The sequence below is a fragment of the Magnetospirillum sp. LM-5 genome, from assembly GCF_902729445.1.
Taxonomy (GTDB): domain Bacteria; phylum Pseudomonadota; class Alphaproteobacteria; order Rhodospirillales; family Magnetospirillaceae; genus Magnetospirillum.
The window spans coordinates 1-18,651 of the sequence record NZ_CACVCE010000019.1 but is presented as its reverse complement, the minus strand read 5'-3'; the positions used below and the strand labels follow the sequence as shown (position 1 = coordinate 18,651).

20 protein-coding genes are annotated in these 18,651 nt (G+C 66.2%); 4 read left to right on the top strand and 16 right to left on the bottom strand.

What is annotated here, in order from left to right:
- Window positions 1–37 precede the first annotated feature (37 nt).
- Together MTBLM5_RS08815 and MTBLM5_RS08810 are read left to right on the top strand one after the other, a co-directional pair.
- Window positions 38–622 (top strand): peptidoglycan-binding domain-containing protein, encoded by a 585-nt coding sequence (locus MTBLM5_RS08815; RefSeq protein WP_173975717.1) that lies wholly within the window; start codon window positions 38–40, stop codon window positions 620–622.
- Entirely contained in the window at window positions 619–1,827 is a 1,209-nt protein-coding gene (locus MTBLM5_RS08810) for a tetratricopeptide repeat protein (RefSeq protein WP_173975715.1), read from the top strand. The genes MTBLM5_RS08815 and MTBLM5_RS08810 overlap by 4 nt, the downstream gene beginning before the upstream one ends.
- Before the next feature lie 3 nt (window positions 1,828–1,830).
- Here the strand turns inward: MTBLM5_RS08810 and MTBLM5_RS08805 are convergent, their stop codons facing one another.
- Genes MTBLM5_RS08805 through MTBLM5_RS08790 form a run of 4 tightly spaced genes read right to left on the bottom strand, consistent with a single transcriptional unit; the run spans window position 1,831 to window position 4,301 of the window.
- Window positions 1,831–2,205 (bottom strand): TadE/TadG family type IV pilus assembly protein, encoded by a 375-nt coding sequence (locus MTBLM5_RS08805; protein ID WP_173975714.1) that lies wholly within the window; start codon window positions 2,203–2,205, stop codon window positions 1,831–1,833.
- Window positions 2,206–2,216: 11 nt separating this feature from the next.
- The gene (locus MTBLM5_RS08800) at window positions 2,217–2,651 is read right to left on the bottom strand and encodes a TadE/TadG family type IV pilus assembly protein (RefSeq protein WP_217425002.1); all 435 of its coding nucleotides are present in this window, start codon (window positions 2,649–2,651) and stop codon (window positions 2,217–2,219) included.
- Between the two features lie 5 nt (window positions 2,652–2,656).
- The gene (locus tag MTBLM5_RS08795; RefSeq protein ID WP_173975712.1) at window positions 2,657–3,892 is read right to left on the bottom strand and encodes a pilus assembly protein TadG-related protein; all 1,236 of its coding nucleotides are present in this window, start codon (window positions 3,890–3,892) and stop codon (window positions 2,657–2,659) included.
- Window positions 3,893–3,902: 10 nt separating this feature from the next.
- Window positions 3,903–4,301, bottom strand: a complete 399-nt coding sequence (locus tag MTBLM5_RS08790; RefSeq protein ID WP_173975710.1) for a pilus assembly protein N-terminal domain-containing protein — start codon at window positions 4,299–4,301, stop codon at window positions 3,903–3,905.
- A gap of 179 nt (window positions 4,302–4,480) precedes the next feature.
- On the opposite strand from MTBLM5_RS08790, the gene MTBLM5_RS08785 reads away from it, so the two are divergent.
- The gene (locus MTBLM5_RS08785; RefSeq protein ID WP_254430966.1) at window positions 4,481–5,230 is read left to right on the top strand and encodes a tetratricopeptide repeat protein; all 750 of its coding nucleotides are present in this window, start codon (window positions 4,481–4,483) and stop codon (window positions 5,228–5,230) included.
- A gap of 298 nt (window positions 5,231–5,528) precedes the next feature.
- Here the strand turns inward: MTBLM5_RS08785 and MTBLM5_RS08780 are convergent, their stop codons facing one another.
- From MTBLM5_RS08780 to MTBLM5_RS08725, 12 genes are all read right to left on the bottom strand, one after another.
- Window positions 5,529–5,828 carry a hypothetical protein gene (locus tag MTBLM5_RS08780; RefSeq protein ID WP_173975706.1) on the bottom strand — a complete coding sequence of 100 codons (300 nt, stop codon included), beginning with the start codon at window positions 5,826–5,828 and terminating at the stop codon, window positions 5,529–5,531.
- Window positions 5,829–5,830: 2 nt separating this feature from the next.
- Window positions 5,831–7,225 carry an MBOAT family protein gene (locus tag MTBLM5_RS08775; RefSeq protein ID WP_173975704.1) on the bottom strand — a complete coding sequence of 465 codons (1,395 nt, stop codon included), beginning with the start codon at window positions 7,223–7,225 and terminating at the stop codon, window positions 5,831–5,833.
- Window positions 7,226–7,227: 2 nt separating this feature from the next.
- On the bottom strand, window positions 7,228–8,511 hold the full coding sequence (locus MTBLM5_RS08770) for a GDSL-type esterase/lipase family protein (RefSeq protein WP_173975702.1): 1,284 nt from the start codon (window positions 8,509–8,511) through the stop codon (window positions 7,228–7,230).
- Window positions 8,511–9,200 carry a DUF459 domain-containing protein gene (locus MTBLM5_RS08765; protein ID WP_173975700.1) on the bottom strand — a complete coding sequence of 230 codons (690 nt, stop codon included), beginning with the start codon at window positions 9,198–9,200 and terminating at the stop codon, window positions 8,511–8,513. Before MTBLM5_RS08765 ends, MTBLM5_RS08770 begins: the two co-directional genes overlap by 1 nt.
- Before the next feature lie 100 nt (window positions 9,201–9,300).
- Entirely contained in the window at window positions 9,301–10,632 is a 1,332-nt protein-coding gene (locus tag MTBLM5_RS08760; RefSeq protein WP_173975698.1) for a class I SAM-dependent RNA methyltransferase, read from the bottom strand.
- Entirely contained in the window at window positions 10,629–11,255 is a 627-nt protein-coding gene (locus tag MTBLM5_RS08755; RefSeq protein ID WP_173975696.1) for an ABC-type transport auxiliary lipoprotein family protein, read from the bottom strand. Before MTBLM5_RS08755 ends, MTBLM5_RS08760 begins: the two co-directional genes overlap by 4 nt.
- The gene (locus tag MTBLM5_RS08750; protein ID WP_173975759.1) at window positions 11,252–11,632 is read right to left on the bottom strand and encodes a GxxExxY protein; all 381 of its coding nucleotides are present in this window, start codon (window positions 11,630–11,632) and stop codon (window positions 11,252–11,254) included. The genes MTBLM5_RS08755 and MTBLM5_RS08750 overlap by 4 nt, the downstream gene beginning before the upstream one ends.
- A gap of 29 nt (window positions 11,633–11,661) precedes the next feature.
- Complete coding sequence (locus MTBLM5_RS08745; protein WP_173975694.1) at window positions 11,662–12,612, bottom strand: MlaD family protein; 951 nt, start codon at window positions 12,610–12,612, stop codon at window positions 11,662–11,664.
- Entirely contained in the window at window positions 12,609–13,442 is an 834-nt protein-coding gene (locus MTBLM5_RS08740; RefSeq protein ID WP_173975692.1) for an ABC transporter ATP-binding protein, read from the bottom strand. The genes MTBLM5_RS08745 and MTBLM5_RS08740 overlap by 4 nt, the downstream gene beginning before the upstream one ends.
- Window positions 13,439–14,239, bottom strand: coding sequence for an ABC transporter permease (locus tag MTBLM5_RS08735; protein WP_173975691.1), 801 nt, complete (start codon window positions 14,237–14,239; stop codon window positions 13,439–13,441). The genes MTBLM5_RS08740 and MTBLM5_RS08735 overlap by 4 nt, the downstream gene beginning before the upstream one ends.
- Before the next feature lie 6 nt (window positions 14,240–14,245).
- Entirely contained in the window at window positions 14,246–14,572 is a 327-nt protein-coding gene (locus MTBLM5_RS08730) for an STAS domain-containing protein (RefSeq protein ID WP_173975689.1), read from the bottom strand.
- Window positions 14,569–16,248, bottom strand: coding sequence for a SpoIIE family protein phosphatase (locus MTBLM5_RS08725; RefSeq protein WP_173975686.1), 1,680 nt, complete (start codon window positions 16,246–16,248; stop codon window positions 14,569–14,571). The genes MTBLM5_RS08730 and MTBLM5_RS08725 overlap by 4 nt, the downstream gene beginning before the upstream one ends.
- A gap of 155 nt (window positions 16,249–16,403) precedes the next feature.
- On the opposite strand from MTBLM5_RS08725, the gene MTBLM5_RS08720 reads away from it, so the two are divergent.
- Window positions 16,404–18,236, top strand: a complete 1,833-nt coding sequence (locus MTBLM5_RS08720) for a bifunctional diguanylate cyclase/phosphodiesterase (RefSeq protein ID WP_173975684.1) — start codon at window positions 16,404–16,406, stop codon at window positions 18,234–18,236.
- Window positions 18,237–18,651 lie beyond the last annotated feature (415 nt).

Sequence of the window (18,651 nt, the reverse complement as noted above, 5' to 3'; positions counted from 1 at the left end):
CTCGCCACAGCATTTCATCCCATTTGGGAGTTGTTTCTTGCCATTGGCCGCAACCTTGGGGTTCTATCGCTCCATCACGCACCCCTTTGACGGCATGGCTCTGCAGCATTACTCTATCGCGAGGGTTTGCCTGAACCTATTTTCGCTGAAGGAACCGATGGGAACGGACTATCAGGTCGATCCCGACGACATCGTCAACACCAAGACCGCCTTGAACCAGCTGGGATATTACCCGGTCCCGCCCGAGCGCGGCATCGACGACTGGACCGACGACAAGATGTTCCAGGGTATCCGCTCGTTCCAGCAGGACCAGGGCCTGAAGGTCGATGGCTTCATGCGCCCCGGCGGACCGACCGAACAGACGATGAACGTCGAACTGGCGGCGATGCAGGATCGGCGCCAACCGAACACCGGCCGGGCGTCCGATGTTTCCCCCAACATCAAGGACCCGAGCACCGGCCAGGTGAGGACGGTGCCCAGGCCGTGGGGTTCTGGCAAGGACAGGAACGACACGCCATCCATGGGCGTTGATGCGGATGGATGGGAAATACAACTCAAGCCAGGCCCGTTCGGAATTCCCACCTGGGGCCGGACAGGAAATTTCCGGGGAAAGAAACAATGAACGCCAAGACCTGGATGATCGTCGGGGCTTTGGCCTTGTTTTCCAGTGCTGGACACGCCCAATCCAAAGGCTTCGATGCCAACGGCTTCATCCGCGATCAGGCGACCGAAGCCGCCGCCGCTGCTGCGGGCGACCCCGATGCGATGTGGGACATGAAAGCGCGGTGGGGCGAACGCCCCAGCGACGCAGTGCTGGCCGAGCTTGCCCGCGCAGGCATGGGTGAAATCGAGACCGGCAACGCAGTGGAAACCTGGCGAATGGAGTACCGCCAAGGCCTGCGCGAGCCTACTCCGGCAACCGCCGCCTTGCTGCGCCAGCGGGCGGCCAAGGATCCGCCCGGTCTGCTGGCGCTCCAGGTGGAGGCGCAGGCCATCACCGGACTGTGGGAGCCCCCTTACGAAGGCGGCACCCCGGCACCGCACCTGCTTGCCGCCGCCCAGCGGGGCGATCCGGCCGCCATTGCCTTCGCCTGCCGCAATGCCGGCCTGCCGTTCATCCTGATCAGAACCCATGCGCCCTTCTGCGCCAAGGGGGTCGCCCTTGGCCAACCCGACTCCGCTTACCATCTGGCCCGGCTGCATCATGGGCGCGCCGATGACTTCAACATCGGCATCGAAGGCAAGATCGGCGAAGCCCTGTTCATCAAGCCATCCCTGTCCCGCGCCGTGGCGCTGTATCTCCAGGCCGCGGATGCCGGTCATGCCGGGGCGCAAGGTCGGCTGGCGACGCTGCTGGTGACCGGGCGCGGCGTCAAGATGAATGCACAGGAAGCCCGCCGCCTGGCCGAGGCCGCCTCCGCCCAGGGCAACGTCGAGGGCCGGGCCGTGCTGGGCATCATGCTGGTGCGCGGCCTGGGCGGCGAACCAGACGTGGCGCGCGGGCTGGACTTGCTGGACGGCGCCGCCCGTGCGGGCCAGCGCATGGCGCAGATGACCCTGGCCACCCTGGCCTTTCGCGGCCAGCACCGATCCCGCGATTTCCTGGAAGCCTTGACCTGGGTCAGGCTGGCCGAACTGTCGCCCCGGGGCGACCCGCCCGAGGCCGAGGCCGATGCATTGCTGCTGGAACCGATGCGCCGCACCCGCCGCGTCGCCCGCTCGCTCGAAAATCCCGAACTGGACCTGGAAGCCCGCCTGCGGGCCGCATCCTTGCGTAAGGAACTGCACCAGTCGGGCCGATGGCCGCTGGTGGCGCCGGTGTGGTGATCGTCAGCGCGGATGGGTCGCCGTCGCCGACAGCGAAACGGCATCGGCCGGCAGCAGGCCGGGGACCAGCCAGTTCAGGCTTTGGCTGGCGGTGACCGTCACCGAGCTGACCCCCAGGGTCGCGGTGACGGTGACGGCGGCGGCGTCGAGCCCGGCCATGCGCGCCCGCGCCCGCGCCACCACACCGGTACTGCTGGCCAGGTCATCGACGGCGCCGTATCTGGCCGCTTCCTCGACCGCGTATTGCAGCGTGCCGTGGGTCCACAGCGCCCGGCCGAATTCGACCACGCCCAGCATCAACATCAACAGTGCCGGCAAGATCAGGGCGAACTCGATGGCCGCCGCGCCGGATTGGTCAGTGCCCAGGCGCCGTTTCATCGCCGCCCCCCCTACTCGACACGCTGGCTGGCCTGGGCCGACAAGCTGACGCTGGTCCCCAGGCCGGGATAATGGAACAGCAAGGGATAGCTTTCGGCCACCGTCACCGTCACATAGGTCCGGGGCGAGCCGACCGGGCAGGCCCCGCCGGCACAGGCGACCGACGTGCCGTCCGAGCACTCGCAGGCGGTCGAGGTGGCGATGGAAAGCCGCGCCGACGGAATCGAGCCGGACGCCGTCACCGCGCTGGAAATGCCGCCCAGATTGTCGGGATTGCGCGCCGCGTACTGGATGCCGGCATGGGCGGCGGCGGTCAGTTGCATGCGCTCGCGCAGGGCGGAGCCGAAATCCACCAGCCCCAGCACCAGGGCGATCAGCATCGGCGCCACCAGGGCGAATTCCACCGCCGAGGCTCCGGTCTGGTCGCGGACAAGGCGGCGGATCATCGCCCCTACTCCACCAGGCGGACGCTGGTGGTGCTGGTGTCCAACCCCAGCGCCGCGCAATTGTTTTCCATGTCGGCGTTGCCGGTGAAGATCACCTCGCGGGCGATGATGCGGGTGCAGCCGCCGCCGGTGGCGTTGCCGCCGGTGAACTTGACCTCTTGCCGGGGAAAGTAGATGGCTCCGTTGATGTTCATGGTCGAGCCGCCGTTGAACTTGTTGTCCGGGCCGGTCGGCGCGTTGCGATCCTGATAGAAGGCGATCCCGGCATAGGCGCCGGTGCTGGGCGCGGTCAAGGAAATGCTGGCCCCGCCATTGATGTCGGCCAGGGCGTAATCGCTGCCGCTGCCGCTCAGGATGATGGTCACGCCGCTGCCGGTCAGGCTGGCATTGCCGTTGACCTTGAAGGTGCCGCCCTTGACGACATAGGTGCCGGGCGACAGCGTCACATTGCCTTGCGAGCCGATTTCCATGCCGTTGCAATAGGTGCCGGGCTGCAGCGTCTCGGATTGATGGGCCTTGCTTTTGTATCCGGTCTTCAGGCATGACCCGGTGCTGGGCGACGGCAGGTCGGCGAACGGATCGGCGATCGGCGAGATGCCGGTGCGCGGAACCGTCGCCGAATTCAACACCCCCGACCCCGATACCGAATAATTGCCGACCAGATCGACCCAGCCGGTGTTCAAGGTGGCGCTGCCCGACACCTGCATCGCTTGGGCACTGGTGGAATTGGCGGCGACGCCGCAACCGATCAGGTTGATGGTGGCGCTGCCGGTGAAGTAAAGCGCCTGGGACTGCACCCCTTCCAGCGCCAGCACGCAGGCCTGGCCGTTCTGGATGACCCGGGCGACGGCGCGGGCGCGGATGGTCACCGCGTCGCCGCCTTGGAACAATCCGGCGAACAGCAGGGTGCGGCTGCGGCTGACCGTCACCTCGACGGCGCTGGAATCACCCGCATAGGCCCCCGAACCGGGCGGCACCGACACCGAAAGGCTGCCGCCATTGGCCTGGGAAAAGCCGTTACGGGCGGCGTCGCGGGCCGCCGCGCTCGAGGCCTGGCCACCATCGGCCACCTCGAAGGCGCCGCCCATGGCTGCCGCGTCAGCCTGGACCTGCAACACCCGCTTGTCGGCGTACCACATGCCGGTTTCCACCCCCAGCCCGACCAGCCCCAGCAGGACCGGAAGGGTGATGGCGGTCAACGGCGCGACGGCGCCGCCGTCATGGCGAAGCAGGGAGGACACGGCCTTCGGCCTATTTGGGCGCCGGCGTGCCCGGTGCCTGATCCTCAAGCACACGAACGCAACGCGGCGCGCACGAGAAATGGGTTTCCTTGAAGCCGGACTTGTCGGCGGTGATCACCGACACCAGGCGTTCTTCGCCGCCGGTCACCACCACGGGCTGGCTGAGCAGCACCCGCCCAGCCCCATCCAGCACGGTCAGGCTGGTTTCGCCATAGCCCTTGCCGATCACCACCAGCCGGCGCGGCCCCTGGACCTGAACGTCGGCGATGCGCGGATTGCCGACCACCACGTCGCGGGCGGCACCGTTCAGCGGCACCACGATGGCCTCGTCCCGGCCGACCCGCAGCGGCTCGGCCCAGGCCGGAAGCGCCAGCACAACAAGAAGGGTGGTCAATATGGCGGCACGCATGGGAGGCCCCACTCAAGTCGTTATCATGCAACAATCACACTAACACAAACCAATGGCCCATTCAAAATATAATAGCGCTGGAACCAAGGCCATATTATGGCGTATGGTATTAGAAGTTAACTTGCTGCGGACCAGAGGAAAACAAAATGTCGAAAATTTTATATAGTTTTCGTGCTGTTTTGTCTGCAAGTGCACTGACCATTATTCTAAGCGCTTGCGGCACCACCCAGACCAGCACCCCCACCGTCTCGGGCCTGTCCGAAGCGGTCGAGCCGTCACTGCGCCAGGCCGCCCGCGAGGCCGAGGCGTCCTATGATTACCGCAGCGCCGTCCAGCATTACCGCGCGCTGCTGGACCGTCATCCGGACGACCAGCGCCTGGCCCTGTCGCTGGCGCGCAACCTGCGCTTCTCGGGGGCATCGCAGGCGGCGATCGACCTGTTGAATTCGCTGGCCGGAAGCGAACGACCGGCCCTGGTGCTGGCCGAGCTGGGCAAGGCCTATCTGGCCGCCGACCGCCTGGGTCTGGCGCTGCGCACCCTTCAGGAGGCCCAGGCCAAGGCGCCGAAGAATTGGGAAATCGTCTCGGCCCTGGGCGTCGCCTATGATTACCAGGAACAATGGGACAAGGCGCAGGCCGCCTATCTGACCGCCCTGGCGATCAATCCCGACAATCCGGTGGTGTTGAACAATCTGGGCCTGTCACGGGCCCAGTCGGGCGACCTGGACGGCGCGCTCGACGCCCTGCGCCAGGCCAACGAACAACCCGCCGCCAAGGCCCAGGTCCGCCAGAATTATGCCCTGCTGCTGGCCCTGAAGGGCGACGTCGCCGCCGCCGAGCGGCTGGCCCGCAAGGACCTGACCGCCGAACAGGCCAAGGGCAACGGCCAGTTCTATCGCCAATTGGCGATGGGTCTGCGCGGCTATTGAGTCGTCCGTGCAAAAGTCCTTCGCTTCGCTCAGTGTACTTTCGCACGTTGGTTCAAAAAGAGAAAAATAGGCTTGGGACGGCCCTGCTCCTATTTTTCATGTCTGTCGTTTTGCCGGTTTTTCGGCCCCTTGGGCCGCAAAACCGGCAAAACCGTAGCCGCCACGAGGCGAGCCGTGCTCGCCTCGTGGCGGGAAAACACGCCAATCCCGCGCGGAAAGCTTGCTTGAGCACGGGGTTTCCAAACAAAATCGGGGAAAAGTACACCGAGGCGAAGCCGAGGGACTTTTCCACGGGCAACTATTGACCCTGAAGCTGGCGAAAGCCTGACCGGGCCGCCTCGGCCGGACGGGTCAGGCCGACCTGGCCCATCCAGGCGTGCCACTGGTCGGCCGCATTCACCGCCATGTCGCTGGCCGGATGGACCGGCAAGGCCAGCGCCCAATCCAGGATGGCCTGCGAGCCCAAGACCAGCGCCACCGCGCTGGCCAGCGCCACCATCCGGATGACGCCCCGCAGCGGCGTGCGCCCGGCCCCGGTCATGGATTCGACCGGGGGTCGGTGGGTCAATGGGCGGGGCGGTTCGGACAGATAGCTCATGGCTAGAACCTGAAATAGATGAAGGGGGCGACACCATCAGGGCCCAGGCGGTCGATCAGCACGATCGCCGCACCCAAGGCGGCGGCTTGCGCCGTGCGCGGCAGGATGGCGACCTGGCGTTCCAGCCAGTCCAGTCGGCCGGCCGGCAGGAAATGGGCGCCGATCCCGCCGGCCAGCAGCGCCAGCACCATGGGTTGGGCGACCTGGCTGGCCTGGCCCAAGCGGGCGAAGCCGGCCAGATAATCCAAGGCCAGCCCCAGATCGGGGGCGCGGAACAAGATCCAGGTCAGGCACACCAGATGAAAGGTCGCCACCAGGGCCACCACCCGCTGCCAGCCGGCCAGCGGCTGACGGCCATGGGCGGCCCGATGTTCGACCACCAGCATCGCCCCATGCAGCAGGCCCCAGGCGACGAAGGTCCAGGCGGCGCCGTGCCACAGCCCGCCCAGCAGCATGGTGATCATCAGGTTGCGGGTCCGCCGATCCTGGCCGCCCAGCGAGATGTACAGATAGTCGCGCAGCCATGACGACAGCGAGATGTGCCAGCGCCGCCAGAAATCGCGCAAGCCGACGGCACGATAGGGCTGGTTGAAGTTTTGCGGGAAGCGATAGCCGAACAGGGCGGCCACGCCGATGGCGATGTCGGTATAGGCGGAAAAGTCGCAATAGATCTGCACCGCATAGCCATAGGCGGCCAGCATCAGATCGATGGCGCCAAAGGATTGCGGATCGCGAAACACCGGATCGACCAGTGCGGTGGCCAGGATGTTGGCCACCACCACCTTCTTGAACAGCCCCCCCAGGATCAGCAGGAAGGCGCGCACGGCGGGAATGTCGGCCGGATCGACCGGGCGCCGAAGCTGGGGCAGGAAATGGGCGGCGCGCACGATGGGACCCGCCACCAATTGCGGGAAGAACGAGATATAAAGCAGCATCTGCAGCGCCGAAGCCGGGCGGTCCAGCGTGCCGCGATACAGATCGACCAGATACGAGATGCCGTGGAAGGTGAAGAACGAGATGCCGACCGGCAGCAGCACCGACAGGAACGGAATATCCCGCCCGACACCCAGCAGGATCAGCAGGTCGTTCAAGGATTCCAGGAAGAAGTTGAAATATTTGAAGACGGCCAGGCAGCCCAGGTTCAGGACGATCGCCACCGTCAGGATGGTCTTGCGCCGCTGGGGGTCGGGGCAATCGAAGATCAGCCGGCCGAACAGATGGTTCCCCAGCGAACTGGCCGCCAGCAGCGCGCAGAAGCGCCAATCCCAGAAGCCGTAGAACAGGTAGCTGGCGGCGGTCAGGAAGGCCAGCCGCAGCCGATGATGGCCGACCAGCGCCCAGGCCACCGAGAACACCACCAGGAAGAACAATCCAAAGTTCAGCGTCGGGAACAGCATGTCTATCTCGGTTTGACCGGCAGGGATTTGGCCTTGAACTGGGCGTAACCGTCCATCAATTGCTCGAACAGGGCATCCGCAGCACTTTCATACCCCAAAGTGGTGAAATGAACGTAATCGCCGCGCGCCATTGGCGGCTCGGCCTTGACCCAGCGTTCGATGCCGCCCGGCTCGGGCATTTGCGCCGACCAGTCCCAAAAGGCGGCGCCAAGGGCCTGGGCTTCCTGGCGCTGGATGCCCCGCACCAGGGGCAGGTTGGCCGGGGTGAACCAGCGGCAAGGCGGGGGCTTCCTGCCCTTCTTGGGCTTTTCCTTGCAGGCCGGGGCCGCCCGGCGGCCGTCGGGCGGACCGGCCACCAGGACCGGCGCGCGATGGCGCCACCGGCCCAGCACGCGGGCGAAGGTCGAGCGGTATTCCGCCAGGTCCAGCGTCACCTCGAATCCCTCATTGGTGCCATAGGCAAGGATCACCAGCGACGGGCGCAGCGCTTCCAGGTCGGCGGCGACGCTGGCCGGGTGCCAGCGTTCGACCACCCGCACCGTGGCGCCGACGATGCCGAAGCTTTCCACCAGCACGCCGGGACGCGCTTCGAACAGGGACCAGCCCTTGATCCGCACATCGGGGGCGGACGTCGCCAGCCCCAGGACGCGCGCGCCGTGCGGCGCCGCCACCTCGACATGGCCGGGCCGACCATCCGGGCCTTCGGTGGACACCGTCTCGACCGCCTCGCCGTCCAGCAGAACGTCGAAGGCGCCGCCGCTGTCGGCATGCAGGAAATCGATCCGGGCCGACTGGAACAGCCTGTCCTCGGTGGGCGAGACCTGCATCCAGCCGCCGCCCTGACCGCTGACGGCGACGAAGCCGCTCAGGCCATAGGCCAGATCGTCGGGGTTGCCCAGCTTGCTGTTGCGCATGGTCCAGGCGCCGCCCTGGCTCAGCGACACCTCTTTCTGACGGATGCCGGGAAAGGTCTTGCCGGGCGGCATGGCGCCACGTCCGGCCGCGCCGAACATCTGCTGGAACCGGCTGCGCAGCCGGCCCGAGAAGACGTCGCCGGCAGTGTGGCTGTCGCCCAACTGCACGATGTGCAACTGATCGATCTCGCCGGCCTCGAGCCGGGCAAGGTCGCGGTAAAAGCCGGCCAAAGCCTGGGGGGCGATCATCTTGCGGGAATCGGTCTGCAGGGCGGGGGCGGCGGATTTGCGCTGCGGCGCGGCCAGCGCGCCCGCCGCCGCCCACGTCGCCGCCGCCATCATCGCCACCAGGGCCAGCCGCAGCAGAACCATCAGGGCTTGTCCGCGAACCGGGCCAGCACCTTCAGGGCAATTCGCTCGTAACCGTAATGGGTGAAATGGATGCCGTCCTCGACACGGACCTGCCGAGACTTGCCGGCATCGTCGGGCAGATGGGTGGCGAAGGCCCCGCCCTCGCCCTTGAAATCGTCGATCAGCGGCAGATAGGTGACCCGCTTGCCCTTGAGGGTCGCCGCCACGAACACCTCACTCAAGATCTGGCTGCCCTGGTTGGACTCGTCCTTGGCCATGATCGGCAGGCCCAGCCACACCACCGGAATGTCGCGGGCGGCGAAGGCGTCCAGCATCTTCTCGATGCGGGCCTGATAGACCTGCTTCCAGCCCGGCGTGCCGAACAGAAAGCCGCGCCGGTTCTCGTCGCGCACGCTTTGCAGGTCGTTGGCCCCGACCATCACCACGGCATGGGTGATGCGATCGACCTCGAGATTCTTGGGCAATTCCTCGATCCAGGCGGGAAAATCCGGCCGGGTCAGGCCGGCGCCGACCTTGGTGTAGCGAAAGACCTTGTCGCCCTCGCTTTTCTTCAGAAGGAAGGTCAGCGCGCTCCACACGCCGTCGCCCAGCGAATCGCCGAACACGCCGATGGCACGCTCGGCCGCCGCCAATGGACGGACCAGGAGAAAGGACAGGACGACAAGTCCCACGATGGCGAACGGGCGCATGGCAGGCATTCAAGCAAACGGGAGAGGACGCCCACCTGGACAGGCTCGGGCGACGCCACTCTACCCAGCCGCGCACAGCGTGGCAACTGGCCTGCACCAATTATTTGGTCCTGACCAGCACCGCCACCGCTTCCAGATGCGCCGACCACGGAAACTGGTCGATGGGGGTGACCCGTTCCAGCCGATAACCGCCCTTGGCCAGGGTCTGCAGGTCGCGCGCCAGGGTCGCCGGATTGCACGACACCGCCACCACCCGATCAGGCCCGGATTCGGCCAGCATTTCGGCCTGCGCCGCCGCACCGGCCCGGGGCGGGTCGAACAGAACGGCGTCGAACCGCTTCAGTTCCTGGGCGTGCAGCGGACGGCGCGACAGGTCGCGCACCTCGGCCGTCACCTTCAGCCCGGCCCGGGACGCGGCCGCTTCCAGGGCCCGAACCGGGGCTTCCTCACCCTCGACGGCGTGGATGGTGCGGCCCTGGGCCGCCAGCGGGAAGGTGAAGCTGCCGCAACCGGAAAACAGGTCGGCGACCTGACGGGCCGGGCCGATGCCGGCCAGCACCGCCGCGGCGATGGCGTTCTCGCCTTCCTTGGTCGGCTGCAGGAAGCCGCCCGGGGCCGGCTCGACCTGAACGGGTCCGAAGCTGACCATTGCCGGGCGGCGGCGCGCGATGGGATCGACGAAGCCCGCCCCCGGACGGCGCCACGACAGCCGGGCCAGATCGTGGGAATCGGCGAAGGCGGCCAGGCGCTCGCGGTCGAACAGGTCCAGCCGGGCGTCGGCTTCCACCAGCACGTCCAGCCCGGAATCGGCGGCCAGAATGGTGACGTCGCCATCCTCGCCCGCGGCGACCACCTCGCCCAGCATGCGGCGCAAGGGGGCGATCAGGGCGGCCAGGGCCGGGTCCAGCAACAGGCAGGAATCGACGTCGATCACCGTATGACTGGCCCGGCCGTTGAAGCCCAGGATCGTCGCCGATTTCGAGCGATGAAAGGCGAAGGTGGCGCGCCGTCTGGTCCCGGCCGGGACCTGGATCAACGGATCGACAAGGGCGTCGGCGAAGCCGTGGCGGGCCAGATGGGTGACCAACAGGTCGCGCTTCCACGCGCCATAGGACGTGGCGCCCACATGCTGCAGCGAACAGCCGCCGCAGCGGCCGAAATGGGGGCATGGCGGGTCGGCACGGTCGGGTCCGGGCGCTTGCACCTCGACCAAAGCGGCAACCAGACCGTCGCCGCGCCGGCCCTCGACGCGGGCAATCACCCGGTCACCGGGAACGGTGAGGGGCACGAACACCAACTCGCCCAGCAGACGGGCGATGCCGTCGCCGCGCGCACCCAGTTCGTCGATGGTCACCTCGACCGCGCGGGGCGTGACGGCATTGCCCCGCGCCTTGGCGCGCGACGGCGGAGCGTGACGCTTGCGAAGGCTCATCGCCGCGCCCGCCCCAGATCGCCGACGAAGCGGGCCAGGATATCGCTGACCGCGGCGCCCAGCGCCTGGACCTCGGCATCGGGACCGGTGGCGGCCGGCACCTCCGCCCCATAGGTTTCCTGCAGCACCAGGCCGCCGTCTTTGGCCGACACCACCGCCAGACGGATCCTGGCCGCCACCTTGCCCGAGGACGGCACCAACTCGAACCGCGAGATGCGGCCGCGCAGTATCCAGTCGGGCGGCACCCGTAAATCGGGCGTGGTGATGGTCCCGGCGATGCCTGCGCCGCGCAGCACCTCGGTCAGGTGTTCCTGCAGCATCACCGCCGGCACCTCGGTCCACAGATCATAGCGGTAGCGGGCCAGCGAACCGTCGGCCTCCTGATAGGCCAGCGGTCGCTCGTTCAGCATGCCTTCGCTTTCCAGCCGGGCCACCTCAAGGACACCCGGCAGCACCGGCGCGGTGAAACGCTGGGCGGGCTGGGCGACGTCGAGCCGGTGGAAACTGTCCCTGGGCGGCGCCGGCTGCGCGCAGGCGGCGAGTGATGACAGCAACAAGATAACACGGATGACACGGATGCCCGCTCGCGCGGGCCACGGATGAACACGGATGGGAGGAATCATGCCAACACTCTCCGAACTTCGACCTTGGGCTGGCCGAAATTGATCAGCAATCCGACCGGCAAACCACTGGCACGCAAATAATTGACGACTTGACTGCGATGGGCTGCGTTCCATTCGGCCACGGAATTCAACTCGACCAGAACCTGGGATTCGACGCATAGATCGGCCAGATACGTTCCGACTGGCGCACCAAGGTAGCGAACCGTAAACGGGACTTCTTCCTCGACGTTCATCCCGGTCTGGCGCAAGCCGACAATCATGGCTTTACGATAGACAGCTTCAAGGAACCCATGTCCAAGCGAGGCCGAAACCTGGAACGCGGCTCCGATGATACGCTCGGTCAGGCTTTCCTGCTCCTGAGATAAGGTGACGCGCATCGTCAAGCTTCCATCCGTGTGATCGACACCTACCGCTTGCCCGGCCCGTCGCCGGCGCCCTTGGTGCCGCCGATCAGGACGCCGGGATTGTCGCGGATCTGACGCGAGAATTCGTGCACGTTGCGGCTGGTGCCTTCCAGGTTGTAGGTCACCGAATCGATGGTCCGCGCCACCGCCTGCAAGGTATGGCGCAAATCCTTCAGCGATTGATCGACATTGCCCTTGTTGGCATCGATGGCCCCGATGATGCCGTCCAGCTTCTTGCGGCTGTCCTGCAGGCCGGCGGTCAACTCGGCGACGTTCTTCAGGGACTGGCCGATCTGGGCGGCGTTGGCCTCGGTGACCACGCTGGACGCCAGGGTGCCGGTCATCTTCTGGACGTCGGACGTGATGCGCGGCGCCTTGGCGGCCAGATCGGTGCTGATCAGGGCCAGGTTGGCCAGCAATTCGGGGGCCTGCTTTTCCAGCACGCCGCCCAGGGTGGCGACCTGCTGGTTCAGCGTGGCCATCAAGGGCAGCAGGCCTTCCTGGTTCAACTTGGTGACCTGGGCCGACATGTCGTTCATGACGGCGAAGATGTTGGCGGCGGGAGCCCCGGGGATGGCCGAGCCGGGCTTCAGCAAGGTGTCCGAGGTGGTGCCCTTGATATCGATCACCACCGCGGCCAGGATGCCCGGCGCGGTGATGCGCGCCACCGAGCCTTCCGGCACCGGCCAACCTTCCTTGACCGCCAGCTTGACCTTGAAGCGGGTCTTGCCCTCGACGCGGATCGGCTCGATATCCTCGACGGTGCCGACGACGAAGCCGTCATAGGTCACCTTCGAGCCGAACTTGATACCGCCGACATGGCCCAACTCGGTGAAGTAGATGTCGGCCGAGCCGGTGCGGCCGGTCAGCAGGGCGACGGTGACGACCAGCGCCGCCAGCATGGCCAGCACGAACGAGCCGACGATGACGTAATTGGTGCGCGCGTCCCTCATAGACCCTTCCTCGCTTGCGGGCCGAAGCGGGTGCTCCGCTCCTTTTCGCCCATCAGTCGCCGCAGATAGGCGTCGGGATCGACCTCGGCCTCTTCGGTGCGGCGGTTCAACAGATTCTGGATACGCTCGTTGTCCGAGCGGCGGATCGCATCGACGGTGTCGAGCGCCAGCACCTCGCCCTTGTCGAGCACGCAGATGCGGTCGGCGATCTTGAAGGCGGAATCGAGATCGTGGGTGACCACCACGATGCTCATGCCCATGGCGTCGCGCAAGCGCAGGATCAGATCGTCGATCGAAGACGCCACCACCGGGTCCAGCCCGGCCGAGGGCTCGTCGCAGAACAAAAGGCGCGGGTCCATGACGATGGCGCGCGCCAGGGCAGCCCGCTTGATCATGCCGCCCGACAGCTCGGCCGGCATCAAATTCTCGAACCCGGCCAGGCTGACCACTTCCAGCTTCAGGCGGGTGACGATGCCGATGGTGGTCTCGTCGAGGTCGGCATGCTCGCGCAAGGGAAGGGCGATGTTCTCGCCGACGCTCATCGACGAAAACAGCGCCCCGGACTGGAACGCCACCCCCATGCGGGTGCGCAAGGCCTGGCGTTCAAGGGCCGACACTGCGTGGATGTCCTTGCCCAGGATGCGGATGGTCCCCGATGTCGGGATCAACAGCCCCAAAAGATGGTTCAAAAGCGTGGTCTTGCCCGAGCCCGAACCGCCCATGATGATGAAGATTTCGCCCGGTTCGACCGTCAGCGAGACGTTCTTCAAGATGTGCCGCGACCCGTAGAAGGTGTTCAGGTTCTCGACGACGATGGAGGACTGGCTCATCGGGTCACCATGAAGACGAACAGCATGTCGGTGACGACGATGGCCGAGATGGCGTGCACCACCGAGCGGGTGGTCATCCGCCCGACCCCTTCGGCGCCGCCGGTCACCGAGGCGCCGTTGACCACGCCGACGATGGTGACCAGCACGGCGAAGATGGCCGACTTGGCCAGGCCGTGCAGCAGATCGTTCAGCTTCAACAACGACAGCACCTCGTCGGCATAGGCGGCGAAGGTGGTCTGCAATTCGATGGCGATGTAAAGGCCGGCGGCGGCCAGGCCGACCAGATCGGCCCACAGGGTCAGAAGCGGCATCAGCACCACCATCGCCACCAAGGGCGGCACCACCAGGAAGCGCACCGGCGAGATGCCCATCACGGTCAGCGAATCGATTTCCTGGTTGATGCGCATGGTGCCCAGCCGGGCGGCCAGGGCCGAGCCCGACCGCCCCGCCACCAGGATGCCGGTGATCAAAGGCGAGAACTCGCGCACGGTGGACAGCGCCACCCCCAGGGTGACGCGACTTTCGGCGCCGAAGGTCTTCAGCGTATAGATGCCCTGGATCGCCAGCATCAGGCCGATGGTGGCGGCCAGGACGGTGATGATGGGCAGTGCGGCGATGCCGATATCCATGCCTTGCGCGAAAATCGGGGCCAGCCGCACCGGCTGCTTGCGCGCCCGGCCCAGCACCAGCCAATAGACCGACTGGCCCAGCAGGCTGGCAGCGAATCCCAGTTCGGCGACGCCCCGGGTGGCGGCGCGCCCGACATTTTCCAGAACGTCCAGCACCCGATCGCGCATCGGCCCTTAAGCCTTCAGCCCGGCCGCGACGGTCTCGGCCAAGGCGAACACCTTGTCGAGACGGGCGAGCTGCAGCACCCGCATCGCCGGCTGGCTGACCGCCGCCAGGACGAAACGGGTATTGTTCTTGCGGGCCATCTGATAGGCCTCGACCAGCGAGGCGATGCCCGACGAATCGATATAGGCGACACCGGACAGGTCGACCACCACGTCGCGGCTGTCGAACATCAGCTCCATCAATTGCTTGCGCACGGCGGGCGAACGCTGCAGGTCGATCTCGCCCTCCAGCGTCACCACCACCCAACCGTCTTCCTCGCGAACATTCACGCTCATTGGTTCCCCAGCCCCTTCACCATCCGCAACAGGTTGCCCGCCCCCGCAGGCGGCTTCAAGAATTCGACGCGGTCCATGATCTCGCGGATCAGGTGCGTGCCCAATCCGCCCGGACGAATATCGTCCAGGTCGCGCGGCGCCACCCGGGCCGGATCGACCGGAGCGGCGAAATCTAGCAGATCGATCACCAATTCGCAGCCCTTGCGACGTAGCTCGACGATCATGTCGCCGGAACCGCTGCCGCCATAGGCGTGACGCACCACGTTCTGGCAGGCCTCGTCTACCGCCAAGATGATGTCGCCGACCAGGGAATCCTCCAGTCCCTGGGCGGTCAGCGCCCCGGTGACGGCGCGGCGCACCTCGGCCAGACTGGCCGGCACCGCCGGATAAAGCCTGCGCAGCAAGGGGCCGTCGCGACGGTCCTCGACCACCAGCATGGTCAGATCGTCCTTCAGGGCGGCGCCCTCGGGGGCGACCTCGGCGACCACCGCGCGCAGGCGCTCGGGCGCCGGCAGCAGGCGATGGCGCGTCAACAGCCGCTCGACGCCCAGGGACCCCAGCATGCGGCCGTCGTCGTCGGCCTCGGTCAGTCCGTCGGTGAACAGGTAAAGGGAGCCGCCGGCCAGGTCGATCTCGCTTTCCGGGCAGCCGGCGGCGAACATTTCCGGGATCACCCCCAAGGGCGGCAGACCTTCGTCGATGCGGCTCATGCGCGCACCACAGCACAAAAGCGGCGGCTCGTGCCCGGCATTGGCCAGCCGCACCCGGCCGGTGGCCGGGTCCAGCACGCCGGCGACCATGGTGACGAACATCCCGGCCGAACCGGTCTCGGCCAGTTCGGCATCGATGGCCTGCAACAGCGCGCCGGGGCCATCCAGGCGCTTGGCCAGACAGCGGAACAGGCTGGCGGTCTTGGCCATCAGCAAGGCGGCGTTCATGCCCTTGCCCGAGACGTCGGCGATGGCGAAGGCCAGCCGCCCGCCGGGCAGTTCGACCACGTCGAAGAAGTCGCCCGATACGCCCCGGGCCGGCAAATTGATGCCGTGGATGGGAAATTCCGCGCATCGGTCCTTGGGCAGCATGGCCCGCTGGATGTCGGACGCCAGGGCCAATTCGCGCGACAATGCCTGGCGTTCGGCCATGGCGGCGGCCTGGCGGGCATTGATCAGGGCCAGCGCGGCGGAAGCGGCCAGCGCCTGCAGCACGCGGACATCGTCGGAATCGAAACTGCCGCCGCCCTTCTTGTTGAACAGTTCGATGGCGCCCAGCCGTTCGTCGCGCACGGAAAGCGGCGCGCACAGGATCGAGCGGGTGCGAAAGCCGGTGTCGTCATCGACCCGGGCGGCGAAGTCGGGATCGTCGCGGGTATCTTGCACCAATTCGGTGGCGTTGCGGCTGACCGAGCGCCACACGATGCCCTGGCCGTGCGGCAGCCGCAATCCGGTGACGTCGGTCGGGCCGAAACAGGCCCGGCACACCAGCTCGCCGCTGCCTTCCTCCATCAGGAACAACGAGGCCGCCTCGGCCTCCATCCGGGTACTGATGTGGGCCAGGCCGACCCGCAACGTCTCCTCGATATCGTAGGAGCGGGCGAAGTCGCCGGTCATCTCGGCGATCAGGTCCAGGTCGTCGGCCAGGGTGGCCGGCAGTTGGGTGGGATTCTCGACGACAGCCATCGGCTGATGATGCCCGCATCGGCCGCGTCGGTAAAACCATTTAACAAAGATGGAAGCGCCCCGTGAAGTTTATGTTGCGTCACGGTATCGACGTTGACTCGCGGGGGGCACGACAACCAGACTCCGGCCCGCGTCGATCACAAGCGAGCCGCGTCATGTCCCATTCCGCCACCGTTCTCAGTGACGTCCCCCGACCGACCTTGCCGCCGCGTGGCACCCCCTTCCCCACCTCGACCCGCCCCGACGATCCGTGGGACGGCGTGCTGGACCGCCTGGACATCGCGCTGCAGCCGATCGTCAACATCCATACCGGCGCCTGCTACGGCTACGAAGCCTTGCTGCGCAACCACGAAGAGGCCGGTTTCGCCAGCATCGACGACGTGTTCGACACCGGCCACGCGCTGGGGCTGCTGTCCGACATCGAAATGTGCGTGCGCGAGAAGGCGGCGGCCAAATTCCGCCAGATGCCGCATTGGCGCCAGACCAAGCTGTTCGTCAACATCGACAACCGTTCGCTGGCCGCCGACAACGACCTGCCGGTCAAGACCCGCGCCATGCTGGACCTTTACGGCATCGAGGAAAGCCAGGTGGTGTTCGAAGTGTCCGAACGTCACCCGATCGGCCAGCCAGCGACCGCCCGCATCGCGCTTGGCCACTACAAGAAGGCCAATTTCCGCCTGGCCATCGACGATTTCGGCACCGGCTTTTCGGGCCTGCAATTGCTGTATTTCTCGGCCCCCGACGTGCTGAAGATCGACCGCTTCTTCATTTCGGACATCGCGTCCGATTCCAAGAAGAAGCTGTTCCTGGGCCAGATCGTCAACATCGCCCATCTGTTGGGCGTGGTGGTGCTGGCTGAAGGCGTCGAGACCGAGCGCGAATATTTCGTCTGCAAGGATATCGGCTGCGACCTGATCCAGGGCTGGCTGGTGCAAAAACCGACCCGCCGGCCCGAGGATCTGCTGCCCCATTACGGCGAGATCGAGCGCCTGGGCCGGGGCGAGCGTCGGGTGCAGGTCAGCGACCAGAAGCTGATCGCCGACCAGATCACCCAGGTCGAGCCGATCATGCAAGATTGCCCGATGGAACAGGTGTTCGAACGCTTCCGCGCCGACAAGACGGTGACCTTCTTTCCGGTCATCGACGCCGCCGGCGAGCCGGTCGGCATCGTGCGCGAGGCCGAGCTCAAGGACTACACCTATTCCCAATACGGCAAGGCGCTGATCGCCAACAAGACCATCGGCCGGCGGCTCAAGGATTTCGTGGTGCGCTGCCCGATCGCCGACATCAACACCAAGGCCGAGCAGATCCTGCAGGTCTATTCGGCGGTCGAGAATTCCGAAGGCATCCTGATCGTCGATACCATGAAATATGTCGGCTTCCTGTCGGCCCACTCGCTGCTGCGCGTCATCAACGAAAAGAACCTGGCCGCCGCCCGCGACCAGAATCCGTTGACGCGGCTGCCGGGCAACAACCTGATCCACGAATATCTGTCGGAAGCGCTGTCCGCCACCGACACCCCCTTCGTGCTGGCCTATTTCGACTTCGACAATTTCAAGCCGTTCAACGACAAGTACGGCTTCCGCCTGGGCGACCGCGCCATCACCTTGTTCGCCGAGCTTCTGACCAAGGCGATGCCGCGCGATTGCGGCTTTCCCGGCCATGTCGGCGGCGACGATTTCTTCGCTGCCTTTCGCGGCCTGCCCCCCGACGAGGCCGTCGCGGTCACCACCCGCCTGATCGCGGCCTTCGCCCGCGACGTCGAAAGCTTCTATGACGATGCCACCCGCAAGCAGGGCCATATCGACGGCACCGACCGCCAAGGCAATTGCCTGCGCTTTCCGCTGATGACGGTATCGGCGGCGGTGATCCACCTGCCCGCCGGCCGGGCGGCCTGTTCGGTCGATGAGGTCGGCCAGCAGATCGCCGTGCTGAAGAAGCAAGCCAAGCAAAGCGCCTCGCGCCTGGCCATCGGCACGTTGGGCTAACAGGTTGCGGAAAAACACCGATCTGGTGTCCGAAAGCCCCTCTTCGTCATGCCCGGACTTGATCCGGGCATCCACGCGGCGCAGTCTAACTACCTGTTTTCAATGGTTTTTTTGCGAAGACACGTGGATAGCCGGGTCAAGCCCACTGCTGTCCGGTTCAATTATCGCGGTACCATCCACAGCCCTCGTCGTCATGGCCGGGCTTGACCCGGCCATCCACGTGCATCCGCATAATGCGCTGTTTCCATTCTATTTTTGCGCGGCGCCACATGGATGCCCGTGTCAAGCACGGGCATGACGGAGTGTGGGGCGACGACTCGCGTCTATTCCGGGCTCGAGGCTCTGAAAGGCTCCCACCACAAGCGTTTGCGGCGGGACGCCCAAATTTAAACCGGACAGCCGTGGGTCAAGCCCC

Coding starts and splice junctions, on each gene's coding strand:
- MTBLM5_RS08770 (WP_173975702.1), bottom strand. CDS start 8,511: ATGGTTCTGCTGCGGCTGGCCCTGGTGGCGATGATGGCGGCGGCGACG.
- MTBLM5_RS08735 (WP_173975691.1), bottom strand. CDS start 14,239: ATGCGCGATCGGGTGCTGGACGTTCTGGAAAATGTCGGGCGCGCCGCC.
- MTBLM5_RS08725 (WP_173975686.1), bottom strand. CDS start 16,248: ATGGCTGTCGTCGAGAATCCCACCCAACTGCCGGCCACCCTGGCCGAC.
- MTBLM5_RS08780 (WP_173975706.1), bottom strand. CDS start 5,828: ATGAGCTATCTGTCCGAACCGCCCCGCCCATTGACCCACCGACCCCCG.
- MTBLM5_RS08760 (WP_173975698.1), bottom strand. CDS start 10,632: ATGAGCCTTCGCAAGCGTCACGCTCCGCCGTCGCGCGCCAAGGCGCGG.
- MTBLM5_RS08745 (WP_173975694.1), bottom strand. CDS start 12,612: ATGAGGGACGCGCGCACCAATTACGTCATCGTCGGCTCGTTCGTGCTG.
- MTBLM5_RS08790 (WP_173975710.1), bottom strand. CDS start 4,301: ATGCGTGCCGCCATATTGACCACCCTTCTTGTTGTGCTGGCGCTTCCG.
- MTBLM5_RS08740 (WP_173975692.1), bottom strand. CDS start 13,442: ATGAGCCAGTCCTCCATCGTCGTCGAGAACCTGAACACCTTCTACGGG.
- MTBLM5_RS08810 (WP_173975715.1), top strand. CDS start 619: ATGAACGCCAAGACCTGGATGATCGTCGGGGCTTTGGCCTTGTTTTCC.
- MTBLM5_RS08805 (WP_173975714.1), bottom strand. CDS start 2,205: ATGAAACGGCGCCTGGGCACTGACCAATCCGGCGCGGCGGCCATCGAG.
- MTBLM5_RS08730 (WP_173975689.1), bottom strand. CDS start 14,572: ATGAGCGTGAATGTTCGCGAGGAAGACGGTTGGGTGGTGGTGACGCTG.
- MTBLM5_RS08775 (WP_173975704.1), bottom strand. CDS start 7,225: ATGCTGTTCCCGACGCTGAACTTTGGATTGTTCTTCCTGGTGGTGTTC.
- MTBLM5_RS08750 (WP_173975759.1), bottom strand. CDS start 11,632: ATGCGCGTCACCTTATCTCAGGAGCAGGAAAGCCTGACCGAGCGTATC.
- MTBLM5_RS08800 (WP_217425002.1), bottom strand. CDS start 2,651: ATGATCCGCCGCCTTGTCCGCGACCAGACCGGAGCCTCGGCGGTGGAA.
- MTBLM5_RS08755 (WP_173975696.1), bottom strand. CDS start 11,255: ATGATTCCTCCCATCCGTGTTCATCCGTGGCCCGCGCGAGCGGGCATC.
- MTBLM5_RS08765 (WP_173975700.1), bottom strand. CDS start 9,200: ATGCGCCCGTTCGCCATCGTGGGACTTGTCGTCCTGTCCTTTCTCCTG.
- MTBLM5_RS08720 (WP_173975684.1), top strand. CDS start 16,404: ATGTCCCATTCCGCCACCGTTCTCAGTGACGTCCCCCGACCGACCTTG.